This window comes from Pseudomonas sp. A014 (assembly GCF_052378495.1).
Lineage (GTDB): Bacteria > Pseudomonadota > Gammaproteobacteria > Pseudomonadales > Pseudomonadaceae > Aquipseudomonas > Aquipseudomonas machongensis.
Genome location: NZ_CP199001.1, coordinates 934,562 through 950,421 on the forward strand (window position 1 = coordinate 934,562; position 15,860 = coordinate 950,421).

The following is a 15,860-nucleotide window of genomic DNA, read 5'->3' on the forward strand; positions in this document are numbered from 1 at the left end:
CTATTCCAGCACATCGAAAAACTTATGCAAGACAAATTTCTTGTACAACTTCACTCGAGGTGTTCGAGCAAGCGCCGCGCTGCCTCCTGGCCGCTGAGCCAGGCACCTTCCACGCGTCCCGACAGGCACCAGTCGCCGCAGGCATACAGGCCCTGGTCGGCGTCGGCCAGGGTGCCCCATTCATGGTTACCGGCGGGGCGGGCATAGAGCCAGCGGTGGGCGAGGGCGAAGGTGGGGGCTGGCACCACGCAGCCGACCAGTTCGGCGAACTCGCCCCACAACTGCTCGATGACTTTCTCCCTGGGGAGGTCCAGGTGTTCGCTACTCCAGCTGGAGGTCGCATGCAGCACCCAAGTGTCCAGCTGCTCATCGCGGCCGGGTTTGCTGCGGTTGCGTGCCAGCCAGTCGAGTGGATTGTCCTGCACGAAGCAGCCTTGCATCGGGGTGTCGAGTGGTGTCTGGAAGCCCAGAGCGATGGCCCAGGTGGGTTCCATCTGCACCCCGGCGGCGACCGCGGCGAGCTTGGGCGTGGCCGCCAACAGGGGCGTGGCCTGCGGTGCTGGCACAGCGATCACCACCCGGCTGAACGGGCCATGGCTGCAGCCCTCGGTGTCCTGCAGATGCCAGTACTGCTTGCCGCGGAACACCTCGGCGATACGGCACCCGAAGTTGACCGTGACATCCTTGAGCAGGCCGCGGGTGATGGCGCTCATGCGTGGCACGCCGACCCAGCGGGTCTGTTCGTCGGGAGAGGGGGTCAGTTCACCGTCGCGGTAGTTGTAGAGCCGCGGCTTCCACTGCGCGACCCAGCCGGCCGCAACCCATTGCTGGACTTGCTCGACGAAACGTCGGTCGCGAGCGGTGAAGTACTGGGCGCCGAGGTCGAGCGCGCCGGCGTCGCTGCGCTTGCTGGCCATGCGCCCGCCACTGCCGTGGCCCTTGTCGAACAAGTGAACGCTCTGTCCGGCCTTCTGCAGGGCCTGGGCGGCGGACAGACCGGCGATACCGGCACCGATAATGGCAATAGGTACTGTCATGATGGCCTCTTCGAACCTTGCTTTAAGCAGACTACGCTGTCAGACAAACCTGTACAATACAGAAGTTTTGTATAAGGTTATTCCGCTCGATAGGACAGGTTGGCCTATGTTTATCCGAGAGCTATCGGTTTAAAAAGTGCCTTGATCTTAAAAATAGACCATGGCCGCAGCTTGTGAGGACACAGCCATGCATATATTGCTGACAGGCGGTACTGGGTTGATCGGCCGACACTTGTGCCAGCTCTGGCTCAGCCAAGGTCATCGCCTGACGGTGTGGAGCCGCGACCCTGGCCAGGTGTCCAAGCGTTGCGGCAGCGCCGTGCGCGGCATCGCACGGCTGGAGGAGCTGGAGGCGGACGATCCGCTGGACGCGGTGGTCAACCTGGCCGGCGCCCCCATCGCCGATCGACCCTGGACGGCGGCACGCCGGCAACTGTTGTGGGCCAGTCGTGTCACCCTCACCGAGCAGTTGCTGAGCTGGCTGGAGCGCCGCGAGCAGCGTCCCGGGTTGCTGATTTCGGGCTCGGCTGTGGGCTGGTACGGCGATGGTGGCGAGCGTGAGTTGACCGAGGCCTCGCAGCCGGTGAAAGAAGATTTCGCCAGTCAGCTGTGCATCGCCTGGGAAGAGACCGCACAACGTGCGCAAACCCTCGGCATGCGCGTAGTGCTGGTGCGTACCGGGTTGGTACTGGCCAGCGATGGAGGCTTTCTTTCGCGCCTGCGCCTGCCATTCAAGCTGGGTCTTGGTGGGCCGATCGGCAACGGTCGGCAATGGATGCCGTGGGTCCATATAGAGGACCAGATCGGCCTGATTGATTTTCTCTTGCAGCACAACCAAGCCAGCGGTCCCTATAATGCCTGCGCGCCGGAGCCGGTACGCAACCGCGAGTTCGCCAGGCGTCTGGGGCGGGCACTGCATCGCCCGGCGTTGCTGCCGCTGCCGGCGCTGGTGCTCAAGGCCGGCCTGGGCGAGTTGTCGACCCTGCTGCTGGGTGGCCAGCGTGCGCGCCCGGTGCGCCTGCTGGCCGAAGGTTTCACGTTCCGCTTCAACGATCTGCAATCGGCGTTGGACGACCTGTCCGACCGCCTCTGATATAGGACGCTGCATGACCGATCATGCCCTGCTGCTGGTCAACCTAGGTTCACCGGCATCCACCTCGGTCGCCGATGTGCGCCGCTACCTCAACCAGTTCCTCATGGACCCGTATGTGATCGACCTGCCCTGGCCGGTGCGGCGCTTGCTGGTGTCGCTGATCCTGATCAAGCGCCCGGAGCAGTCCGCCCACGCCTATGCGTCGATCTGGTGGGACGAGGGTTCGCCACTGGTGGTGCTGACCCGCCGCCTGCAGGCGGCCATCACCCCGCATTGGCCGCATGGTCCGGTGGAAATCGCCATGCGCTATGGTCAACCGGCGCTGCCAGAAGTGCTGGAGCGTCTTGCTGCGCAGGGTGTGCGCAAGGTGACCCTGGCGCCGTTGTACCCGCAGTTCGCCGACAGCACCGTGACCACGGTGGTGGAGTTGGCTCGCCAGACCGTCGCCGACCGCCAACTGCCGTTCGACATGCGGGTGCTGCAGCCTTTCTACGACGAGCCCGAGTACATCGATGCCCTGGTCACCAGCGCGCGCCCATACCTGGAGCAGGAATACGATCACATCCTGTTGAGCTTCCACGGCCTGCCCGAGCGCCATCTGAAGAAGCTTGACCCGACCGGCTCCCATTGTTTCCAGAGCGCGAACTGCTGCGAAAAGGCCTGTGCCCAGGTGCGCAAGGTCTGCTATCGCTCGCAGTGTCTGGCCAGCGCTGCTGCGTTCGCCAGGGCGGCAGGAATTCCCGATGGCAAGTGGTCAGCCTCGTTCCAGTCGCGGCTGGGGCGGGCCAAGTGGATCGAGCCCTATACCGAAACGCGGCTTGATGAGCTGGCCAAGGCGGGGGTGAAGAAACTGCTGGTGATGTGCCCGGCCTTCGTTGCCGATTGCATCGAGACGCTGGAGGAGATCGGCGATCGTGGCAAGGAGCAGTTCATCGAAGCGGGGGGCGAGGAACTGGTGCTGGTGCCGTGCCTGAACGATCACCCGCAGTGGGCGCAGGTATTGGCAGGGATGTGCGAGAGGGCTTGATTGGGTGATGGCCTCTTCGCGGGTAAACCCGCGAAGAGGCCGATTCGGTTCAACGCCTGGTCAAGGCAACTGGTCATCCAGCTTCTTGTTCTTCCAACCGTCGTTGCCCGGCAGGATCAGGTTCAGGGCAATGGCGACCACGGCGCACAGGGCGATGCCCTTCAGGCCCCAGTCGTCCGGGCCGTCGCCGCTGCCGATCAGCACACCACCGATACCGAACACCAGGGTCACCGAAACGATCACCAGGTTGCGCGCCTCGGAGAGGTCGATCTTGTGGCGGATCATGGTGTTCATGCCCACTGCCGCGATCGAACCGAACAGCAGACAGAGGATGCCGCCCATCACCGGCACCGGAATGCTCTGCAGCAGCGCGCCGAACTTGCCGATGAACGCCAGGGTGATCGCGAACACTGCAGCCCAGGTCATGATCTTAGGGTTGTAGTTCTTGGTCAGCATCACCGCGCCCGTCACTTCGGCGTAGGTGGTGTTGGGCGGACCGCCGAACAGGCCGGCAGCCGTGGTGGCCAGGCCGTCACCGAACAGGGTGCGGTGCAGGCCGGGCTTTTTCAGGTAGTCGCGACCGGTCACGCTGCCGACCGCGATTACCCCACCGATATGCTCGATCGCCGGCGCCAGGGCCACCGGAACGATGAACAGGATCGCCTGCCAGTTGAACTCTGGCGCCGTGAAGTTGGGCAGTTCCAGCCAGGGGGCAGCGGCGATTTTCGCGGTGTCGACCACGCCGAAGGCGAACGACAGGGCAAAGCCCACCAGCACGCCTGCAATGATCGGTACCAGGCGGAAGATGCCCTTGCCGAACACGGCGACGATCAAGGTGGTCAGCAACGCTGGCATGGAGATCAGCATGGCGGTCTTGTAGGGCATCAGCGCGGCGCCGTCGCCACCCTTGCCCATGGCCATGTTGGCGGCGATCGGCGCCATGGCCAGGCCGATGGAGATGATCACCGGGCCAATGACCACCGGAGGCAGCATGCGGTCGATGAACCCCGTGCCCTTGATCTTCACCATCAAGCCCATGAAGGTGTAGACGAAGCCTGCTGCCATCACGCCGCCCATGGTCGCGGCCAGGCCGAACTGGCCCTTGGCGAGGATGATCGGGGTGATGAAGGCAAAGCTCGATGCCAGGAACACCGGCACCTGACGGCCCGTGACCAGCTGGAACAGCAAGGTGCCGATACCGGCGGTGAACAGTGCCACGTTAGGGTCCAGGCCCGTGATAAGCGGCATGAGCACCAGCGCGCCGAATGCCACGAAGAGCATCTGCGCGCCCGAGACGACCTGGCGCCACAGCGGGTCGTTGAAGCCGTCCTGCATGGTCAGGCGTCCTTCTGCTTGGTGCCGAAGATCTTGTCGCCGGCATCGCCGAGGCCCGGAACGATGTAACCGTGCTCGTTCAGGCGCTGATCGATGGACGCGGTGTAGATCTGTACGTCCGGATGGGCTTTCTCGACCACCTCGATACCTTCGGGCGCCGCGACCAGGACCATGGCGCGGATTTCCCGGCAACCGGCCTTCTTCAGCAGGTCGATGGTGGCGACCATCGAGGCGCCAGTGGCGAGCATCGGGTCGATGATCAGTGCCAGGCGCTGGTTGATGTCCGGCGCGAGTTTTTCCAGGTACGTGTGCGCCTCGAGGGTTTCCTCGTTGCGCGCCACGCCCACGGCGCTGACCTTGGCGCCCGGGACCAGGCTGAGCACGCCATCGAGCATACCGATGCCGGCCCGCAGGATCGGCACTACGGTGATCTTCTTGCCGGCGATTTTCTCGACCTGGACCTTGCCGCACCAGCCGTCGATCTCGTAGGTTTCCAGCGGCAGGTCCTGGGTGGCTTCGTAGGTCAGGAGCGCACCGACTTCCTGGGCGAGTTCGCGAAAGTTCTTGGTGCTGATATCGGCGCGGCGCATCAGGCCGAGCTTGTGGCGGATCAGCGGATGGCGGATCTCACGAATGGGCATAGGGGGAGGGCTCCGGGAGGCGGGCAAAAAAACCGCGCTAGGTTAATCTATTCAGTCCTTGCTGTCGTGCAGTCATTGAGCACGTTAGTCCATAAATGCTTGATCTGGGACGAGCGGATGCGTACCTTTGCCCGCTTTTCCAAAATGCACCTCCTGGAGAGCGCCATGTCCGCCGATCTCGAGCATATCCGCCAAGTGATGAACGAGGCCGATTGCCTGTACAACGAAGCCCAGGTCGAAGCGGCCATCGCCCAGGTCGGTGAGCAGATCTGCAAAGACCTGCACGACAAGAACCCCGTGGTCTTCTGCGTGATGAACGGCGGCCTGATCTTCGCCGGCAAACTGCTGACCCACCTGCAGTTCCCGCTGGAGGCCTCGTACCTGCACGCGACCCGCTACCGCAACCAGACCAGCGGCGGTGAGCTGTTCTGGAAGGCCAAGCCGGAAATCTCCTTCATCGACCGTGACGTGCTGATCGTCGACGACATCCTCGACGAAGGCCACACCCTCAGCGCCATCATCGACTTCTGCAAGCATGCTGGTGCGCGCTCGGTTTATACCGCAGTGCTGATCGACAAGGACCACGACCGCAAGGCCAGCCCGGACTTGAAGGCTGACTACGTCGGCCTGCCGTGCGTCGATCGCTATATCTTCGGTTATGGCATGGACTACAAGGGTTACTGGCGCAACGCCAATGGCATCTTCGCCGTAAAAGGAATGTGATCATGCGCAAGCCGTCTTTCATGGATCAGGCCTTGTTCGGGGCGTTGGCTGAAAAGGCCGCTGCCAGTCCGCGCGGCCGCCAGCACCACAACTTTCACGAGATGGAAGAACCTTGCCACCGCATGGCAATCGGTTTGCAGACCAGTACCTACATTCCGCCGCACCGTCATCTGAAGGATGACAAGGCCGAGGCGCTGGTGGTGCTCAAGGGGCGTCTGGGGCTGCTGATCTTCGACGAGCAGGGCGCGGTGTGCGACAAGCGCGTGCTCGAAGCCGGCGGCGATTGCCTGGGGGTCGACCTGGCGCCTGGCACCTATCACGGGTTGGTGGTGCTCGAAGATGACAGCATCCTGTTCGAATGCAAGTCCGGCCCCTACCGCCCGGTAGGCGACGGCGAGCATGCCTACTGGGCACCGCGCGAGGGTGAGGACGGGGTGGCACAGTACCAGGCCTGGATGCGCGCGCAGTTCGATTGAGCGTACGCTGCCAGTAGCGATCGATCAGGCGTGCTAGAGTGCTCCCCTATGCCAAGGAGCCCTTCATGCGCGCGATCTTTCCCCTTCTGCTGGCGCTGAGCCTGCCGCTGTCGGCAGCGCCTTTGCACAGCCAGTTCCTCCCGCCTGATGACCTCTCGCTGCGCCAGGAAGAACCCGAGTCGCAACAACTGCTGCAGGTCACCGATTACTCGGTGGTGGTCGGTGCCCAGCGTCAGTCCAGCCAGCAGCCGATTCCCATCACCTCGTCCCTGACCTTGCGCCTGAAGGGCAAGCCCATGAGCAAGGGGGCAACCATCGCGCAGGTGCTGGTCACCTTCGACGGCGAGGGCGGCAAGAGCCTCAAGCGGCCGACCTACGATGACAAGACCCGTACCCTGACGCTGAATTATCCACAGGCCGATTACCGGGTGATCATGGACCTGCTGCGCAACGAGACGCTGTACGTGCAGTTCCTCAGTTACGCCAACGGCCATGTCTGGGCCGACCTGCACACTGGAACCGTACGTACGCGTTGAGGCGCATGGGCAGCCAGCGGTACACTGCCCGCCTTTGAAATGCCCGTGATGGCCCAGTTGGAGTCGGCAATGCGTAAAGACAAGAAGCAGGTTATCGGTGACGAGATCAGCGACGACTACATCAAGACGTTCCTTCAGTTCGAGCCGGCCGATGGCCTGACCTCGCCGTCGCACCACAAGCTGATCAAGGCCTACCGTGGCCTGCGCATCGATGACTTCGAGCGTTTCGTCGGCTTCTTCGTTGAAGCTGGATACGATGTCGATGGCAAGGACGAGCACGGCAAGACCTTCGCCGAAGTGATCGCCGACCAGCGCAACGCGCCCGAGTACATCGAGATCATCGCTAACGCCCGCGGCTGATCCTCGAGCCGGTCCTGCCCTGTTCGCGGCAGGGATTCCAGGCACAAAAAAACGCCCCTCGGGGCGTTTTTTCGTTTCAGCCGTTTCAGGCGTAGTGCTTGGCCGGGCTGTTTTGTGCCAGGTCCAGGGCCACGTCGTTGTCGGCGCTGATCTTGTGGTACAGCGCGGCATCGGCGGCCAGAGTCTTCTCGCGAGCCGGGAAGATCTCCTTGAGCTTGGCAGCCCAGGCGCCCTTGGCCTGTTCGGGGAAGCAGCGCTCGATCAGCTCGAGCATGATCGAGACCGTCACCGACGCGCCCGGCGAGGCGCCAAGCAGCGCAGCCAGGCTGCCATCGGCGGCCGATACCAGCTCGGTGCCGAACTGCAGGATGCCGCCTTTCTTCGGATCCTTCTTGATGATCTGCACGCGCTGACCGGCCACTTCCAGGCGCCAGTCCTCGGCTTTCGCTTCGGGGTAGAAGCGGCGAAGCGATTCCAGGCGCTGCTCCATCGACTGCATCACTTCGCTGACCAGGTACTTGGTCAGGTCCATGTTGTCGCGGGCCACCGCCAGCATCGGGCCGATGTTGCCCATGCGCACCGACAGCGGCAGGTCCATGAACGAGCCATGCTTGAGGAACTTGGTGGTGAAGCCGGCGTAAGGCCCGAACAGCAGGGATTTCTTGCCGTCGACCACGCGCGTGTCGAGGTGTGGCACCGACATTGGCGGGGCACCGACCGCGGCCTGGCTGTAGACCTTGGCCTGGTGCTGCTTGACGATCTCCGGATTGTCGCAGCGCAGCCACTGGCCGCTGACCGGGAAACCGCCGAACCCCTTGCTCTCCGGGATGCCCGACGCTTGCAGCAGCGGCAGCGCCGCGCCACCTGCGCCGAGGAAGACGAAGCGGGCGTCGACTTCACGGCTGTTGCCGCTGTTGACGTCCTTGATGCTCACGGTCCAGCCGTCGCCTTTACGGCGCAGGCCGGTGACCTTCTTGCTGTACTTGACCTGGGCATTGGGGCTGTCGCCCAGCAGCTTGAGCAGCTTGTTGGTCAGGGCGCCGAAGTTGACGTCGGTACCCTTGAGCACGCGGGTGGCCGCGATGTGCTGGTCGGCCGGGCGGCCAGGCATCATCAGCGGCATCCACTCGTTCATCAGCGCCTTGTCTTCGGTGTATTCCATCTCGGAGAACGCGTGGTGCTGCTTGAGCAGCTCGAAGCGCTTCTTGAGGAATTGCACGCCCTTGTCACCTTCGACATAGCTCAGGTGCGGCACGGGATTGATGAAGTCGCGCGGCGAGCCGAAGCCGCCCTTCTTGCTCAGGTAGGCCCAGAACTGGCGGGACACCTCGAACTGGGTATTGATGTGCACGGCCTTCTTGATGTCGATGCTGCCATCGGCGGCCTGGGGCGTATAGTTCAGCTCGCACAGGCCGGCGTGGCCGGTCCCGGCGTTGTTCCAGGGGTTGGAGCTTTCCGCGGCCCCGGAGTCCATCGCCTCGACGACTTCCAGCTTGATCGCAGGGTCCAGCTCCTTGAGCAGTACGGCCAGGGTGGCACTCATGATGCCCGCGCCTACCAGTACCACATCAACCGATTCGTTCTGCGCCATTAACGCGTCTCCACAATCTACAGCACCTAATTGACAGCATAGGACCCCTGGGTTGGCCAGGATCGCCATGTCCGACTCTTCGCAGTTCTTGCAACTTCCGCGGACACCGCCAATCAGTCTTGGGTGTTCGATAATTGAACGCCATTTGCCACGGGTGCGGCAATTCGACTTATGGTCAAGTGTTCCGTCGTGCGTTATGGACCGGCCTCAGGCTCCCATCCAGGATGAGCGCTTTTGCCGTCTGTTCAGGGCTGTTCGAGACGTATCTGCCGCTTTTGCACATGCCAGACTGTTCATTTGCTCGCCACACTCTCGTGAAGTTGTGAAAAACCGTTTTTTCACGCTCTTTTGGAGTCGTGAACCTCAAAAGTGGACTGCGCGGTGGCAACCCGCAGGTTCATGCGCAGCAGACGGCCAGAGACAGCAGGCACGACAGCCAATGCAAGACCTGAGTGGAAGGCTCTCTGTGGGCGAAGCGGTGAAGGTGCCGGGGTCAAGCGGCGAGTGCGGGGCCCGATCAGGAGACGTCCTTATAATCGGGGGGAGATTATAACGAGGTCGCGGGCAGAAAGGTCGTTCTTCTTGGGTTTTTATTGCAGCGTTTGTCAGGCGGGGAGGATGCGTTGCTGCCAACGGCGGCTTGCAGGTACGCAAATCCGCGCACTGTTGGGCAACGGATGGCCCAGCCAGCCCAGGTGCGCTTCGCTGACCTGGACCCAGCCAACGCCGCTCGGTGCCTGGTGGCACTGCTTGAAGGCCAGGCATTTGCCATCGGCATCCAGGCGGGCGTAGGTGTTGTGGCGCGGGCGTTGGAAGAGCAAGGTCCAGAGCGAGGCCATGGCGGCGAGTCCTGTTTGATCGGGCTGGGGCAAGGATAACGCCGGGGCCATGAAACCATTGTGACAGCAGCTGCGGGCCGATGACTGGCTTGCTCCAGGCTGGGTATACTGTGGGCCTTTGCCGCTTTTTCTGGAGAAATGCGCATGCTGCAACGTCTGTTGTTCGGTTTGATGGCGGTGGCCACCCTGAGCCTGGTCGGCTGTGCACACAGCCCGCAGCAACTCAGCCCGCAACCCAAGCTCACCGCTCAGCTCAATCCGGTAGGTCGTGGCCAGCCGGTGGTCGTGCGGGTGGTCGACGGCCGTGCTTCGCAGTCGCTGGGCACGCGGGGTGGCATGTACCCCGAGACCAGCACCATTACCGTCAACGGCAATGACGTCGTGCCCAAGCTGCAGGCCCAGGCCGAAGCGGCAGTACGCCTGCTCGGCTTCACCCCCACCTCGGGGGCCGGCAGCGCGCCACAGCTGACCGTGACCCTGGCCGAGCTGAAGTACCAGTCGCCCAAGGACAAGATGTACGTGACCGAGGCCACCATCGGTGCCACCTTCCGTGCCGACGTGTCCAACGCCAACCGTCGCTACAGCGGCCGTTACGGCGCCTCGCTTGACCAGCGCTTCGGCATGGCGCCGAACCAGGAAACCAACACCAAGCTGGTCAGTGACGTACTCAGCGATGCGCTGACCCGGCTGTTCAAGGACCCGACCATCGGTCAGGTCCTGGCTGAATAAGCACGCCGCCTGAATGAACAAAACCCGCTGCCTGGCGACAGGCAGCGGGTTTTTCTTTGGTCGGACGATGCCCAACCCCTGGTAGACGTGGTCCCTGTGGGAGCGGGCTTGCCCGCGAACACCGGCTTCGCCGGTGCCATGCACCGCGGTGTACTTTTCGCGGGCAAGCCCGCTCCCACTGGGTCGCGAGTGGGCGGTCAGGCCGCCTCGATGCCGAAATCCAGCATACTCAGCCCGGTGTCCATATCGACCTCCGGCAGGTCCTGGTGCGCGTGTCCGCCCAGGGCGCAATACACCAGCCAGCGCTGGTCGTGGACATTGATCGCGAATCCGTCGATCAGTGCCTGCTGCTCGTCGCTCTGCGAGACGAGGTAGAGACGGTCCTGGTTTTCGGCGTGCAGCATGACAAGCTCCGGTCTGGAAAGGCCGACAGGGTGGCCTGTCTGGATGACGAGCGTGTGACAGATGAAATTTAATGACACTTGGTCGCAAAAAACGGGAGGTTGGGTGGAGCTTGGGTAGAATGCCGGGCTTTGCTTATCGTCGTTTCGAGGTTGCGCGATGTCCCTGCAAGTCCTCTGGGGGTTCCTGGCCGCCCATCCCGCCAAGCTGATCAATGTCCTGGCGCTGTTCATCACCTGCCCCGGCGGCCTGCTGCTGCACAGTGCGCGGCGTCGCCAGAGCGATGTGCGTGAAAGCCTGGCTGCCGAGGAAGGGCTGGTCGATGCGTTCGACCTGCGTGTACCGCGCTACTACTACATCCTGGGCTTCTCGTGCCTGGCGATGGCGCTGCTGTTGTCGTGGTTCAGCACCTGGATCTGAACAGCTTTTCTGCGGCACAAGGCCGCTCCTGCAGGTATGGCGCCGTTCATGAACGCGGCGGTGTTCCTGCGGGAGCGGCTTCGTCTCAAACCACCTCGGCCTGGCGCTTGACCTGGTACTGATTGCGCACCGGCGTCGCATACTGCTGCACCAGGTATGGCCGGTGCTCCGCAGGGCAGGCCTCCAGGCGACGCTGCCACTCCTCCTTGGCGCGTGCCAGCTCCTCGGCCGCAAACACTTTCTCTGCGGCGGGTACTTCCAGCGCCGCGTCCTGCCCGTCCCACATCGCATAGGCCAGGTAGTGGACCGGGAACAGCCGGTAGCCGCCGAGAATCTGCCGGTCGATGGCCAGGGCCAGTTGCTTGGTGTCCTCGTGGTACTCGGTCACCGGCGGTGCGAAGTTGATGTGCACCCGGCCTTTGTAGCCGGTGATGCCCTGGGCGATGCTGTTGTCGTCTTCGCCGGGCACTTTCTTGTAGGTGCCGGTGGTGGCGCGGATATACAGTTCGCGCGCCTTGGCCTGGTCGCAGGGGTCGTATTCGTAGCTGATCGACACCGGGATCAGGTTCAGGCTCTGGATCACTGCGCCGAACGGCTCGTCCTTGCGGCTCATGTGGAACATCTTGAGGATCGCCGAATCGGTGCGATCGTCACCATCCTTGGCACGGCCTTCGGCCTGGGCAATCCAGATCGAGGCGCTGTCGTTGCGGATCGAATGGTTGATGTAGGCCGACAGCAGTTGGTAAGCCGCGAGCTTCTCGCGTCGGCCACTGATCGAGCGGTGCACGATGAAGCTCTTGTTCAGACGCATCATGTCGCTGACGAACGGCTTTTGCAGCAGGTTGTCGCCGATGGCGATGCGTGGCGTCGGCAGGCCGGCGTGATAGACCGCATAGTTGACGAACGCCGGGTCCATGACGATGTCGCGGTGATTGGCCAGGAACAGGTAGGCACTGCCCGACTTGAGCTGCTCGACGCCAGTGTAGGTGACCCCGTCGGTGGCTCGGTCGATGGTGCGGTCGACGTAGTATTCGACCTTGTCCTGCAGGGTCGAGACGCTGGTCACGCCAGCGAACTCCTTGCGCAGGCGCCGGGCGATCAGCGGCTTGAGCAGCCAGCCGAAGGCGCCCGCGATACGCGGGAAACGGAAGTGGGTGAGGATATCGAGGAATGCCGGGTCGCTGAGCAGGCGTGCCAGCACGGCAGGCACTTCAGCGTCGTCGTAAGGTCGGATGGCATCGAATTCGCCCATCATGCTCTCTTGTTGGAAACGGCTAGAGTAATAAAGTAGGGGCGGGGCCGAAAAAAACGGCTCGGACACACACGGACCCCGTAAACAGACCGGCAATTATACGCATAAGTCACTGCGCAGGCCCCCGATGCTCGAAATCGACTTTTATGACTGTCCTTATTGCGGTGAGCGTGTGGAAACCACGGTCGATATTTCCGGTGGCGACCAGCACTACACCGAGGACTGCCAGGTGTGCTGCCAGCCCATCGTGTTCATCCTGCAGGTGCATGGTGACGAATGGATGCTCGAAGTACGCCGCGAGGACGATGCCTGATGCGCCGCATCTACGAACCCGAGAGCCTGATGGAGGCGCAGATGCTGGTAGGCATGCTGGCCAGCGAAGGCGTCCAGGTGCACCTGATCGGCGGCGATCTGGTCGGCGCCATGGGCGATCTGCCGATGCAGGGCTTGCTGGCCCTGGCGGTTGCCGATGAACAGGCCGGGTACGCACGGCAGCTGATCGATGAGTACAATGCCGCCCAGCCCCTTGCCGGGGACGAGCCGGAGAGTATCCCCGGTACCCTGATCTGCTAGGTTTGCTGTCTTATGTGTGGACGTTACGCCCTCTTTCGCTGGTCCCAGGCTTTTGCCGCCCTGCCCGGATTTCCCGCCGACCAGCAGGCCCAATGGAACATCTCGCCTGGGGCGTCGGTGCTGATTCAACGCCGGCTCGACGGCCAGTTGCAGCTGACCAGGGCACGCTGGGGCCTGACCCCGGCCTGGCTCACCGACCTGTCCCGCACCCCCGCCCATGCCCGCGCCGAGACCCTCGCCGAGCAGCCGATGTTTCGTGATGCATTTCGCCAGCGCCGTTGCCTGATGCCGGCCAACGGCTTCTACGAGTGGCGCGGAACGGCGCGCAAGCGCCCGTACTGGGTTACGCCGGGGGAGGGCGCGTCGTTGTTCTATGCCGCGGTGTGGGAGGCGTATCCGGTGCAGGAGCAGGTCTGGCTCAGTTGTGCGGTGGTCACTCAGGCGGCGATGAACCAGCGTCGGCCATTGATTCTCGATGAGGCCGGGCAGGCCGCCTGGCTGGATCCCGACACACCGCTGGCGCGCCTGCACGAGCTGCTGGCCAGCCCTCCAGCGGCGTTGCGCGAGCGGGCGCTGGCGCATCTGGTCAATGATCCGAAGCTCGATGGGCCGGAGTGCCTGACTCCGGCTTGAGATTTATGGCGAGCATTTCGCGGGCAAGCCCACTCCTCACAGAGATGGGCTTGCCCGCGAAAAGAGCGACTCGGTATTTGAATCAAACCCTGAACTGATTGATCAACCGCCGCTGCTGCTCGGCCAGCTTGGTCAGCTCGGCACTGGCCTGGCTCGATTCGTCAGCCCCGCCGGCCACTTCGCCGGCCACCTGGCCGATGTTGATGACGTTGCGGTTGATGTCCTCGGCCACCGCGCTCTGCTGTTCGGCGGCGCTGGCGATCTGGGTGTTCATGTCGTTGATCACCGACACGGCCTCGGTGATGCTCTCCAGCGCTTCGGCAGCACGGCTGGCCTGCTGCACGCTGTCGTCGGTCTTGCCCTGGCTGTCTTCCATCACCTTGACCACATCGCGGGTGCCCTGCTGCAACTGCTGGATCATCTGCTGGATTTCCTGGGTGGCCTGCTGGGTCTTCTGCGCCAGGTTGCGCACCTCGTCGGCGACCACGGCGAAGCCGCGGCCCTGCTCTCCGGCGCGGGCCGCCTCGATGGCAGCGTTGAGCGCCAGCAGGTTGGTCTGTTCGGCGATGGCGCGGATGGTCACCAGGATGGCATTGATGTTCTCGCTGTCGCGGGCCAAGGTCTGCACCACGGTCACTGCACGGCCGATCTCGCTGGCCAGGATGCTGATCGACTGCGAGGTGTCGCGCACGATCTGCATGCCCTGGTTGGCAGCCTGGTCGGCATTGCTGGCCGCGTGCGCGGCGTGGGTGGCATTGCGTGCCACGTCCTGGGCGGTGGCGGTCATCTCCTGCACGGCGGTGGCTACCTGGTCGATCTCGGCCATCTGCCTGTGCACGCCCTGGTTGGTGCGGATGGCGATGTCGGCGGTGTGCTCCGAGGAGTCGCTGACTTTCTGTACCGAGGTCACCACCTGGCTGATCATCGCCTGCAGCTTGGCCAGGAAGGTGTTGAAGCCTTTGGCGATGGCGCCCAGCTCGTCGGCGCGGTCACTCTGCAGGCGGCGGGTGAGGTCGCCTTCGCCCTGGGCGATGTCGTCGAGCATCGCCACCATCTGTTTCAGCGGACGGGCAATGCCATGGGCCAGCAGCCAGATAACCAGCAGGCCGAGGGCGGCGATGCCCAGGCCGACCAGGGTCATGCCGGCGATGTCGGTACGGCGCTGCTCGCCGAGGTCTTTCTGTAGCTGGTTGACGTCGGCCATGACCGTGCTCAGCGGCATTTCCAGCAGCAGGACCCAGCGCGCGTCGGTGCTGGCGACCTTGAACGGCAGGAACAGCTCGATACGGTCCTTGGCGGTGTCGACTTTATATTGCAGGTCTTCGCCGCTGATACTGGCCAGGGTTGCGGCTTCGGCCGGGTCCAGCACGTCGCTGGCCTTCTCGCCGAACTTGGAGGCGTCCTTGGTATAGGCGACCAGACGACCGTTGCTCGACACCAGTGCCAGTTCGCCGGCGCCGTTGTACAGCTGGCGGTCGGCAGCGTTGAGCAGGTCCTGGATGAAGTTCACCGACAGGTCGGCCCCGGCGATGCCCTGGAACTGACCGTTGACCATGATCGGCTCGACGAACGAAGCGAGCATCACCATCTTGTCGCCAACCTTGTAGGGCGCCGGGTCGATCACGCAGGCCTTCTTGGTTTCCTTCGGGCAAAGGTAATACTCACTGGCGCGTACCCCGGTCGACAGCACGGTGTGGTCGTTGACGTCCACCAGGCGGTCCTGGCCGAGACTGCCGTCGGCGTTGCGGAACCACCAGGGCAGGTAGCGTTCGCCATTGATGTCGGCGTGATCCAGTGCGTTCGGTTCCCAGCCCAGATACGCACCGAGCACCGTCGGGTTGACCTCCACGGTGCGCTTGAGCAGGTTGTTCAGGTAGGCGCGGTCGATCTGCATCAGCGGTTTGCCGTCGACGTCCTGCATGCCGAGCATGGCGTTGACCGTGGCCAGGCTGCGACTGATCAGCAGCGGCGCTTCCAGGCCGCGCTGGATCTCGCTCACCTGGGTGCGGGCCAGGGCCGACAGGCGCTGTTCGATCACGCTTTCGAACTGCTGCTGGGTGCGCTGCTGTACCAGGTCCTGGGTGCGGGCCCCGGAGTACACGGCGTACAGCACCAGCGCCGCGACAATGCTCAATACAATGGCACCGGCCAGGGCCGCCACGGAAAACTGGATCGACTTGAACTTCATTACTG

The 15,860-nt window shown here is 63.4% G+C and carries 19 protein-coding genes and 1 pseudogene; 11 read left to right on the forward strand and 9 right to left on the reverse strand.

Translation table 11 applies throughout. The features are described 5' to 3' along the window. Positions 1 to 50: 50 nt before the first annotated feature. The gene (locus tag ACTYOL_RS04445) at positions 51 to 1,037 is read right to left on the reverse strand and encodes an NAD(P)/FAD-dependent oxidoreductase (RefSeq protein WP_063542920.1); all 987 of its coding nucleotides are present in this window, start codon (positions 1,035 to 1,037) and stop codon (positions 51 to 53) included. A 187-nt stretch (positions 1,038 to 1,224) separates the two neighbouring features. Between ACTYOL_RS04445 and ACTYOL_RS04450 the strand changes: the two genes are divergently transcribed. Beyond that, positions 1,225 to 2,130: a TIGR01777 family oxidoreductase gene (locus ACTYOL_RS04450; protein ID WP_444757590.1), complete on the forward strand. Its 906-nt coding sequence runs from the start codon at positions 1,225 to 1,227 to the stop codon at positions 2,128 to 2,130. Between the two features lie 13 nt (positions 2,131 to 2,143). Beyond that, positions 2,144 to 3,157: a ferrochelatase gene (hemH, locus tag ACTYOL_RS04455; RefSeq protein WP_063542925.1), complete on the forward strand. Its 1,014-nt coding sequence runs from the start codon at positions 2,144 to 2,146 to the stop codon at positions 3,155 to 3,157. A 60-nt stretch (positions 3,158 to 3,217) separates the two neighbouring features. Here the strand turns inward: hemH and ACTYOL_RS04460 are convergent, their stop codons facing one another. Both ACTYOL_RS04460 and upp read right to left on the reverse strand, forming a co-directional pair. After that, entirely contained in the window at positions 3,218 to 4,492 is a 1,275-nt protein-coding gene (locus ACTYOL_RS04460) for a uracil-xanthine permease family protein (protein ID WP_054894598.1), read from the reverse strand. A 2-nt stretch (positions 4,493 to 4,494) separates the two neighbouring features. Further along, positions 4,495 to 5,133 carry a uracil phosphoribosyltransferase gene (gene upp / locus ACTYOL_RS04465; RefSeq protein WP_063542927.1) on the reverse strand — a complete coding sequence of 213 codons (639 nt, stop codon included), beginning with the start codon at positions 5,131 to 5,133 and terminating at the stop codon, positions 4,495 to 4,497. Positions 5,134 to 5,298: 165 nt separating this feature from the next. Here upp and ACTYOL_RS04470 point away from each other — a divergent pair, with 165 nt between their 5' ends. The 4 genes from ACTYOL_RS04470 to ACTYOL_RS04485 all read left to right on the forward strand — a co-directional run bounded on the left by ACTYOL_RS04470 (position 5,299) and on the right by ACTYOL_RS04485 (position 7,228). Then, the gene (locus ACTYOL_RS04470) at positions 5,299 to 5,856 is read left to right on the forward strand and encodes a hypoxanthine-guanine phosphoribosyltransferase (RefSeq protein WP_054894596.1); all 558 of its coding nucleotides are present in this window, start codon (positions 5,299 to 5,301) and stop codon (positions 5,854 to 5,856) included. A 2-nt stretch (positions 5,857 to 5,858) separates the two neighbouring features. Then, on the forward strand, positions 5,859 to 6,332 hold the full coding sequence (locus ACTYOL_RS04475; protein ID WP_444757591.1) for a WbuC family cupin fold metalloprotein: 474 nt from the start codon (positions 5,859 to 5,861) through the stop codon (positions 6,330 to 6,332). A gap of 65 nt (positions 6,333 to 6,397) precedes the next feature. Then, the gene (locus ACTYOL_RS04480; protein WP_054894594.1) at positions 6,398 to 6,868 is read left to right on the forward strand and encodes a hypothetical protein; all 471 of its coding nucleotides are present in this window, start codon (positions 6,398 to 6,400) and stop codon (positions 6,866 to 6,868) included. A 69-nt stretch (positions 6,869 to 6,937) separates the two neighbouring features. Then, the gene (locus ACTYOL_RS04485; protein ID WP_054894593.1) at positions 6,938 to 7,228 is read left to right on the forward strand and encodes a PA4642 family protein; all 291 of its coding nucleotides are present in this window, start codon (positions 6,938 to 6,940) and stop codon (positions 7,226 to 7,228) included. Between the two features lie 85 nt (positions 7,229 to 7,313). On the opposite strand, the gene mqo is transcribed toward ACTYOL_RS04485, so the two are convergent. Then, positions 7,314 to 8,819, reverse strand: a complete 1,506-nt coding sequence (mqo, locus tag ACTYOL_RS04490) for a malate dehydrogenase (quinone) (protein WP_153772573.1) — start codon at positions 8,817 to 8,819, stop codon at positions 7,314 to 7,316. Between the two features lie 605 nt (positions 8,820 to 9,424). Continuing rightward, on the reverse strand, positions 9,425 to 9,658 hold the full coding sequence (locus ACTYOL_RS04495; protein WP_153772572.1) for a hypothetical protein: 234 nt from the start codon (positions 9,656 to 9,658) through the stop codon (positions 9,425 to 9,427). 144 nt (positions 9,659 to 9,802) lie between these two features. On the opposite strand from ACTYOL_RS04495, the gene ACTYOL_RS04500 reads away from it, so the two are divergent. Then, the gene (locus tag ACTYOL_RS04500) at positions 9,803 to 10,387 is read left to right on the forward strand and encodes a YajG family lipoprotein (protein WP_054894590.1); all 585 of its coding nucleotides are present in this window, start codon (positions 9,803 to 9,805) and stop codon (positions 10,385 to 10,387) included. 197 nt (positions 10,388 to 10,584) lie between these two features. On the opposite strand, the gene ACTYOL_RS04505 is transcribed toward ACTYOL_RS04500, so the two are convergent. Continuing rightward, positions 10,585 to 10,791 carry a hypothetical protein gene (locus tag ACTYOL_RS04505; protein WP_153772571.1) on the reverse strand — a complete coding sequence of 69 codons (207 nt, stop codon included), beginning with the start codon at positions 10,789 to 10,791 and terminating at the stop codon, positions 10,585 to 10,587. Between the two features lie 157 nt (positions 10,792 to 10,948). Here ACTYOL_RS04505 and ACTYOL_RS04510 point away from each other — a divergent pair, with 157 nt between their 5' ends. Further along, positions 10,949 to 11,209, forward strand: coding sequence for a hypothetical protein (locus ACTYOL_RS04510; RefSeq protein ID WP_054894588.1), 261 nt, complete (start codon positions 10,949 to 10,951; stop codon positions 11,207 to 11,209). Positions 11,210 to 11,294: 85 nt separating this feature from the next. On the opposite strand, the gene ACTYOL_RS04515 is transcribed toward ACTYOL_RS04510, so the two are convergent. Further along, positions 11,295 to 12,461 carry a 1-acyl-sn-glycerol-3-phosphate acyltransferase gene (locus ACTYOL_RS04515; RefSeq protein ID WP_054894587.1) on the reverse strand — a complete coding sequence of 389 codons (1,167 nt, stop codon included), beginning with the start codon at positions 12,459 to 12,461 and terminating at the stop codon, positions 11,295 to 11,297. Positions 12,462 to 12,588: 127 nt separating this feature from the next. On the opposite strand from ACTYOL_RS04515, the gene ACTYOL_RS04520 reads away from it, so the two are divergent. The 3 genes from ACTYOL_RS04520 to ACTYOL_RS04530 are packed head-to-tail and all read left to right on the forward strand — an operon-like array spanning position 12,589 to position 13,667. After that, positions 12,589 to 12,774 carry a CPXCG motif-containing cysteine-rich protein gene (locus tag ACTYOL_RS04520; RefSeq protein WP_054894586.1) on the forward strand — a complete coding sequence of 62 codons (186 nt, stop codon included), beginning with the start codon at positions 12,589 to 12,591 and terminating at the stop codon, positions 12,772 to 12,774. After that, the gene (locus ACTYOL_RS04525) at positions 12,774 to 13,034 is read left to right on the forward strand and encodes a putative signal transducing protein (protein WP_054894585.1); all 261 of its coding nucleotides are present in this window, start codon (positions 12,774 to 12,776) and stop codon (positions 13,032 to 13,034) included. Before ACTYOL_RS04520 ends, ACTYOL_RS04525 begins: the two co-directional genes overlap by 1 nt. Positions 13,035 to 13,046: 12 nt before the next feature. Continuing rightward, a complete protein-coding gene (locus ACTYOL_RS04530; RefSeq protein WP_200602688.1) occupies positions 13,047 to 13,667 on the forward strand; it encodes an SOS response-associated peptidase in 621 nt (206 codons plus the stop codon). 82 nt (positions 13,668 to 13,749) lie between these two features. Here ACTYOL_RS04530 and ACTYOL_RS04535 read toward each other — a convergent pair whose 3' ends face one another. Both ACTYOL_RS04535 and ACTYOL_RS04540 read right to left on the reverse strand, forming a co-directional pair. Continuing rightward, on the reverse strand, positions 13,750 to 14,592 hold the full coding sequence (locus tag ACTYOL_RS04535; RefSeq protein ID WP_444758128.1) for a methyl-accepting chemotaxis protein: 843 nt from the start codon (positions 14,590 to 14,592) through the stop codon (positions 13,750 to 13,752). A 12-nt stretch (positions 14,593 to 14,604) separates the two neighbouring features. Next, a pseudogene (locus ACTYOL_RS04540) lies at positions 14,605 to 15,855 on the reverse strand (HAMP domain-containing protein); the annotation flags it as partial. Positions 15,856 to 15,860: the final 5 nt, after the last annotated feature.

Excerpts from the sequence above, each read along its gene's own strand:
- hemH (WP_063542925.1), top strand. The coding sequence starts at position 2,144 with ATGACCGATCATGCCCTGCTGCTGGTCAACCTAGGTTCACCGGCATCC.
- ACTYOL_RS04510 (WP_054894588.1), top strand. The coding sequence starts at position 10,949 with ATGTCCCTGCAAGTCCTCTGGGGGTTCCTGGCCGCCCATCCCGCCAAG.
- ACTYOL_RS04450 (WP_444757590.1), top strand. The coding sequence starts at position 1,225 with ATGCATATATTGCTGACAGGCGGTACTGGGTTGATCGGCCGACACTTG.
- ACTYOL_RS04520 (WP_054894586.1), top strand. The coding sequence starts at position 12,589 with ATGCTCGAAATCGACTTTTATGACTGTCCTTATTGCGGTGAGCGTGTG.
- ACTYOL_RS04485 (WP_054894593.1), top strand. The coding sequence starts at position 6,938 with ATGCGTAAAGACAAGAAGCAGGTTATCGGTGACGAGATCAGCGACGAC.
- ACTYOL_RS04535 (WP_444758128.1), bottom strand. The coding sequence starts at position 14,592 with ATGATCAGCCAGGTGGTGACCTCGGTACAGAAAGTCAGCGACTCCTCG.
- ACTYOL_RS04500 (WP_054894590.1), top strand. The coding sequence starts at position 9,803 with ATGCTGCAACGTCTGTTGTTCGGTTTGATGGCGGTGGCCACCCTGAGC.
- mqo (WP_153772573.1), bottom strand. The coding sequence starts at position 8,819 with ATGGCGCAGAACGAATCGGTTGATGTGGTACTGGTAGGCGCGGGCATC.
- ACTYOL_RS04460 (WP_054894598.1), bottom strand. The coding sequence starts at position 4,492 with ATGCAGGACGGCTTCAACGACCCGCTGTGGCGCCAGGTCGTCTCGGGC.
- ACTYOL_RS04480 (WP_054894594.1), top strand. The coding sequence starts at position 6,398 with ATGCGCGCGATCTTTCCCCTTCTGCTGGCGCTGAGCCTGCCGCTGTCG.
- ACTYOL_RS04495 (WP_153772572.1), bottom strand. The coding sequence starts at position 9,658 with ATGGCCTCGCTCTGGACCTTGCTCTTCCAACGCCCGCGCCACAACACC.
- ACTYOL_RS04525 (WP_054894585.1), top strand. The coding sequence starts at position 12,774 with ATGCGCCGCATCTACGAACCCGAGAGCCTGATGGAGGCGCAGATGCTG.
- ACTYOL_RS04475 (WP_444757591.1), top strand. The coding sequence starts at position 5,859 with ATGCGCAAGCCGTCTTTCATGGATCAGGCCTTGTTCGGGGCGTTGGCT.
- upp (WP_063542927.1), bottom strand. The coding sequence starts at position 5,133 with ATGCCCATTCGTGAGATCCGCCATCCGCTGATCCGCCACAAGCTCGGC.
- ACTYOL_RS04470 (WP_054894596.1), top strand. The coding sequence starts at position 5,299 with ATGTCCGCCGATCTCGAGCATATCCGCCAAGTGATGAACGAGGCCGAT.
- ACTYOL_RS04445 (WP_063542920.1), bottom strand. The coding sequence starts at position 1,037 with ATGACAGTACCTATTGCCATTATCGGTGCCGGTATCGCCGGTCTGTCC.
- ACTYOL_RS04530 (WP_200602688.1), top strand. The coding sequence starts at position 13,047 with ATGTGTGGACGTTACGCCCTCTTTCGCTGGTCCCAGGCTTTTGCCGCC.
- ACTYOL_RS04515 (WP_054894587.1), bottom strand. The coding sequence starts at position 12,461 with ATGGGCGAATTCGATGCCATCCGACCTTACGACGACGCTGAAGTGCCT.
- ACTYOL_RS04505 (WP_153772571.1), bottom strand. The coding sequence starts at position 10,791 with ATGCTGCACGCCGAAAACCAGGACCGTCTCTACCTCGTCTCGCAGAGC.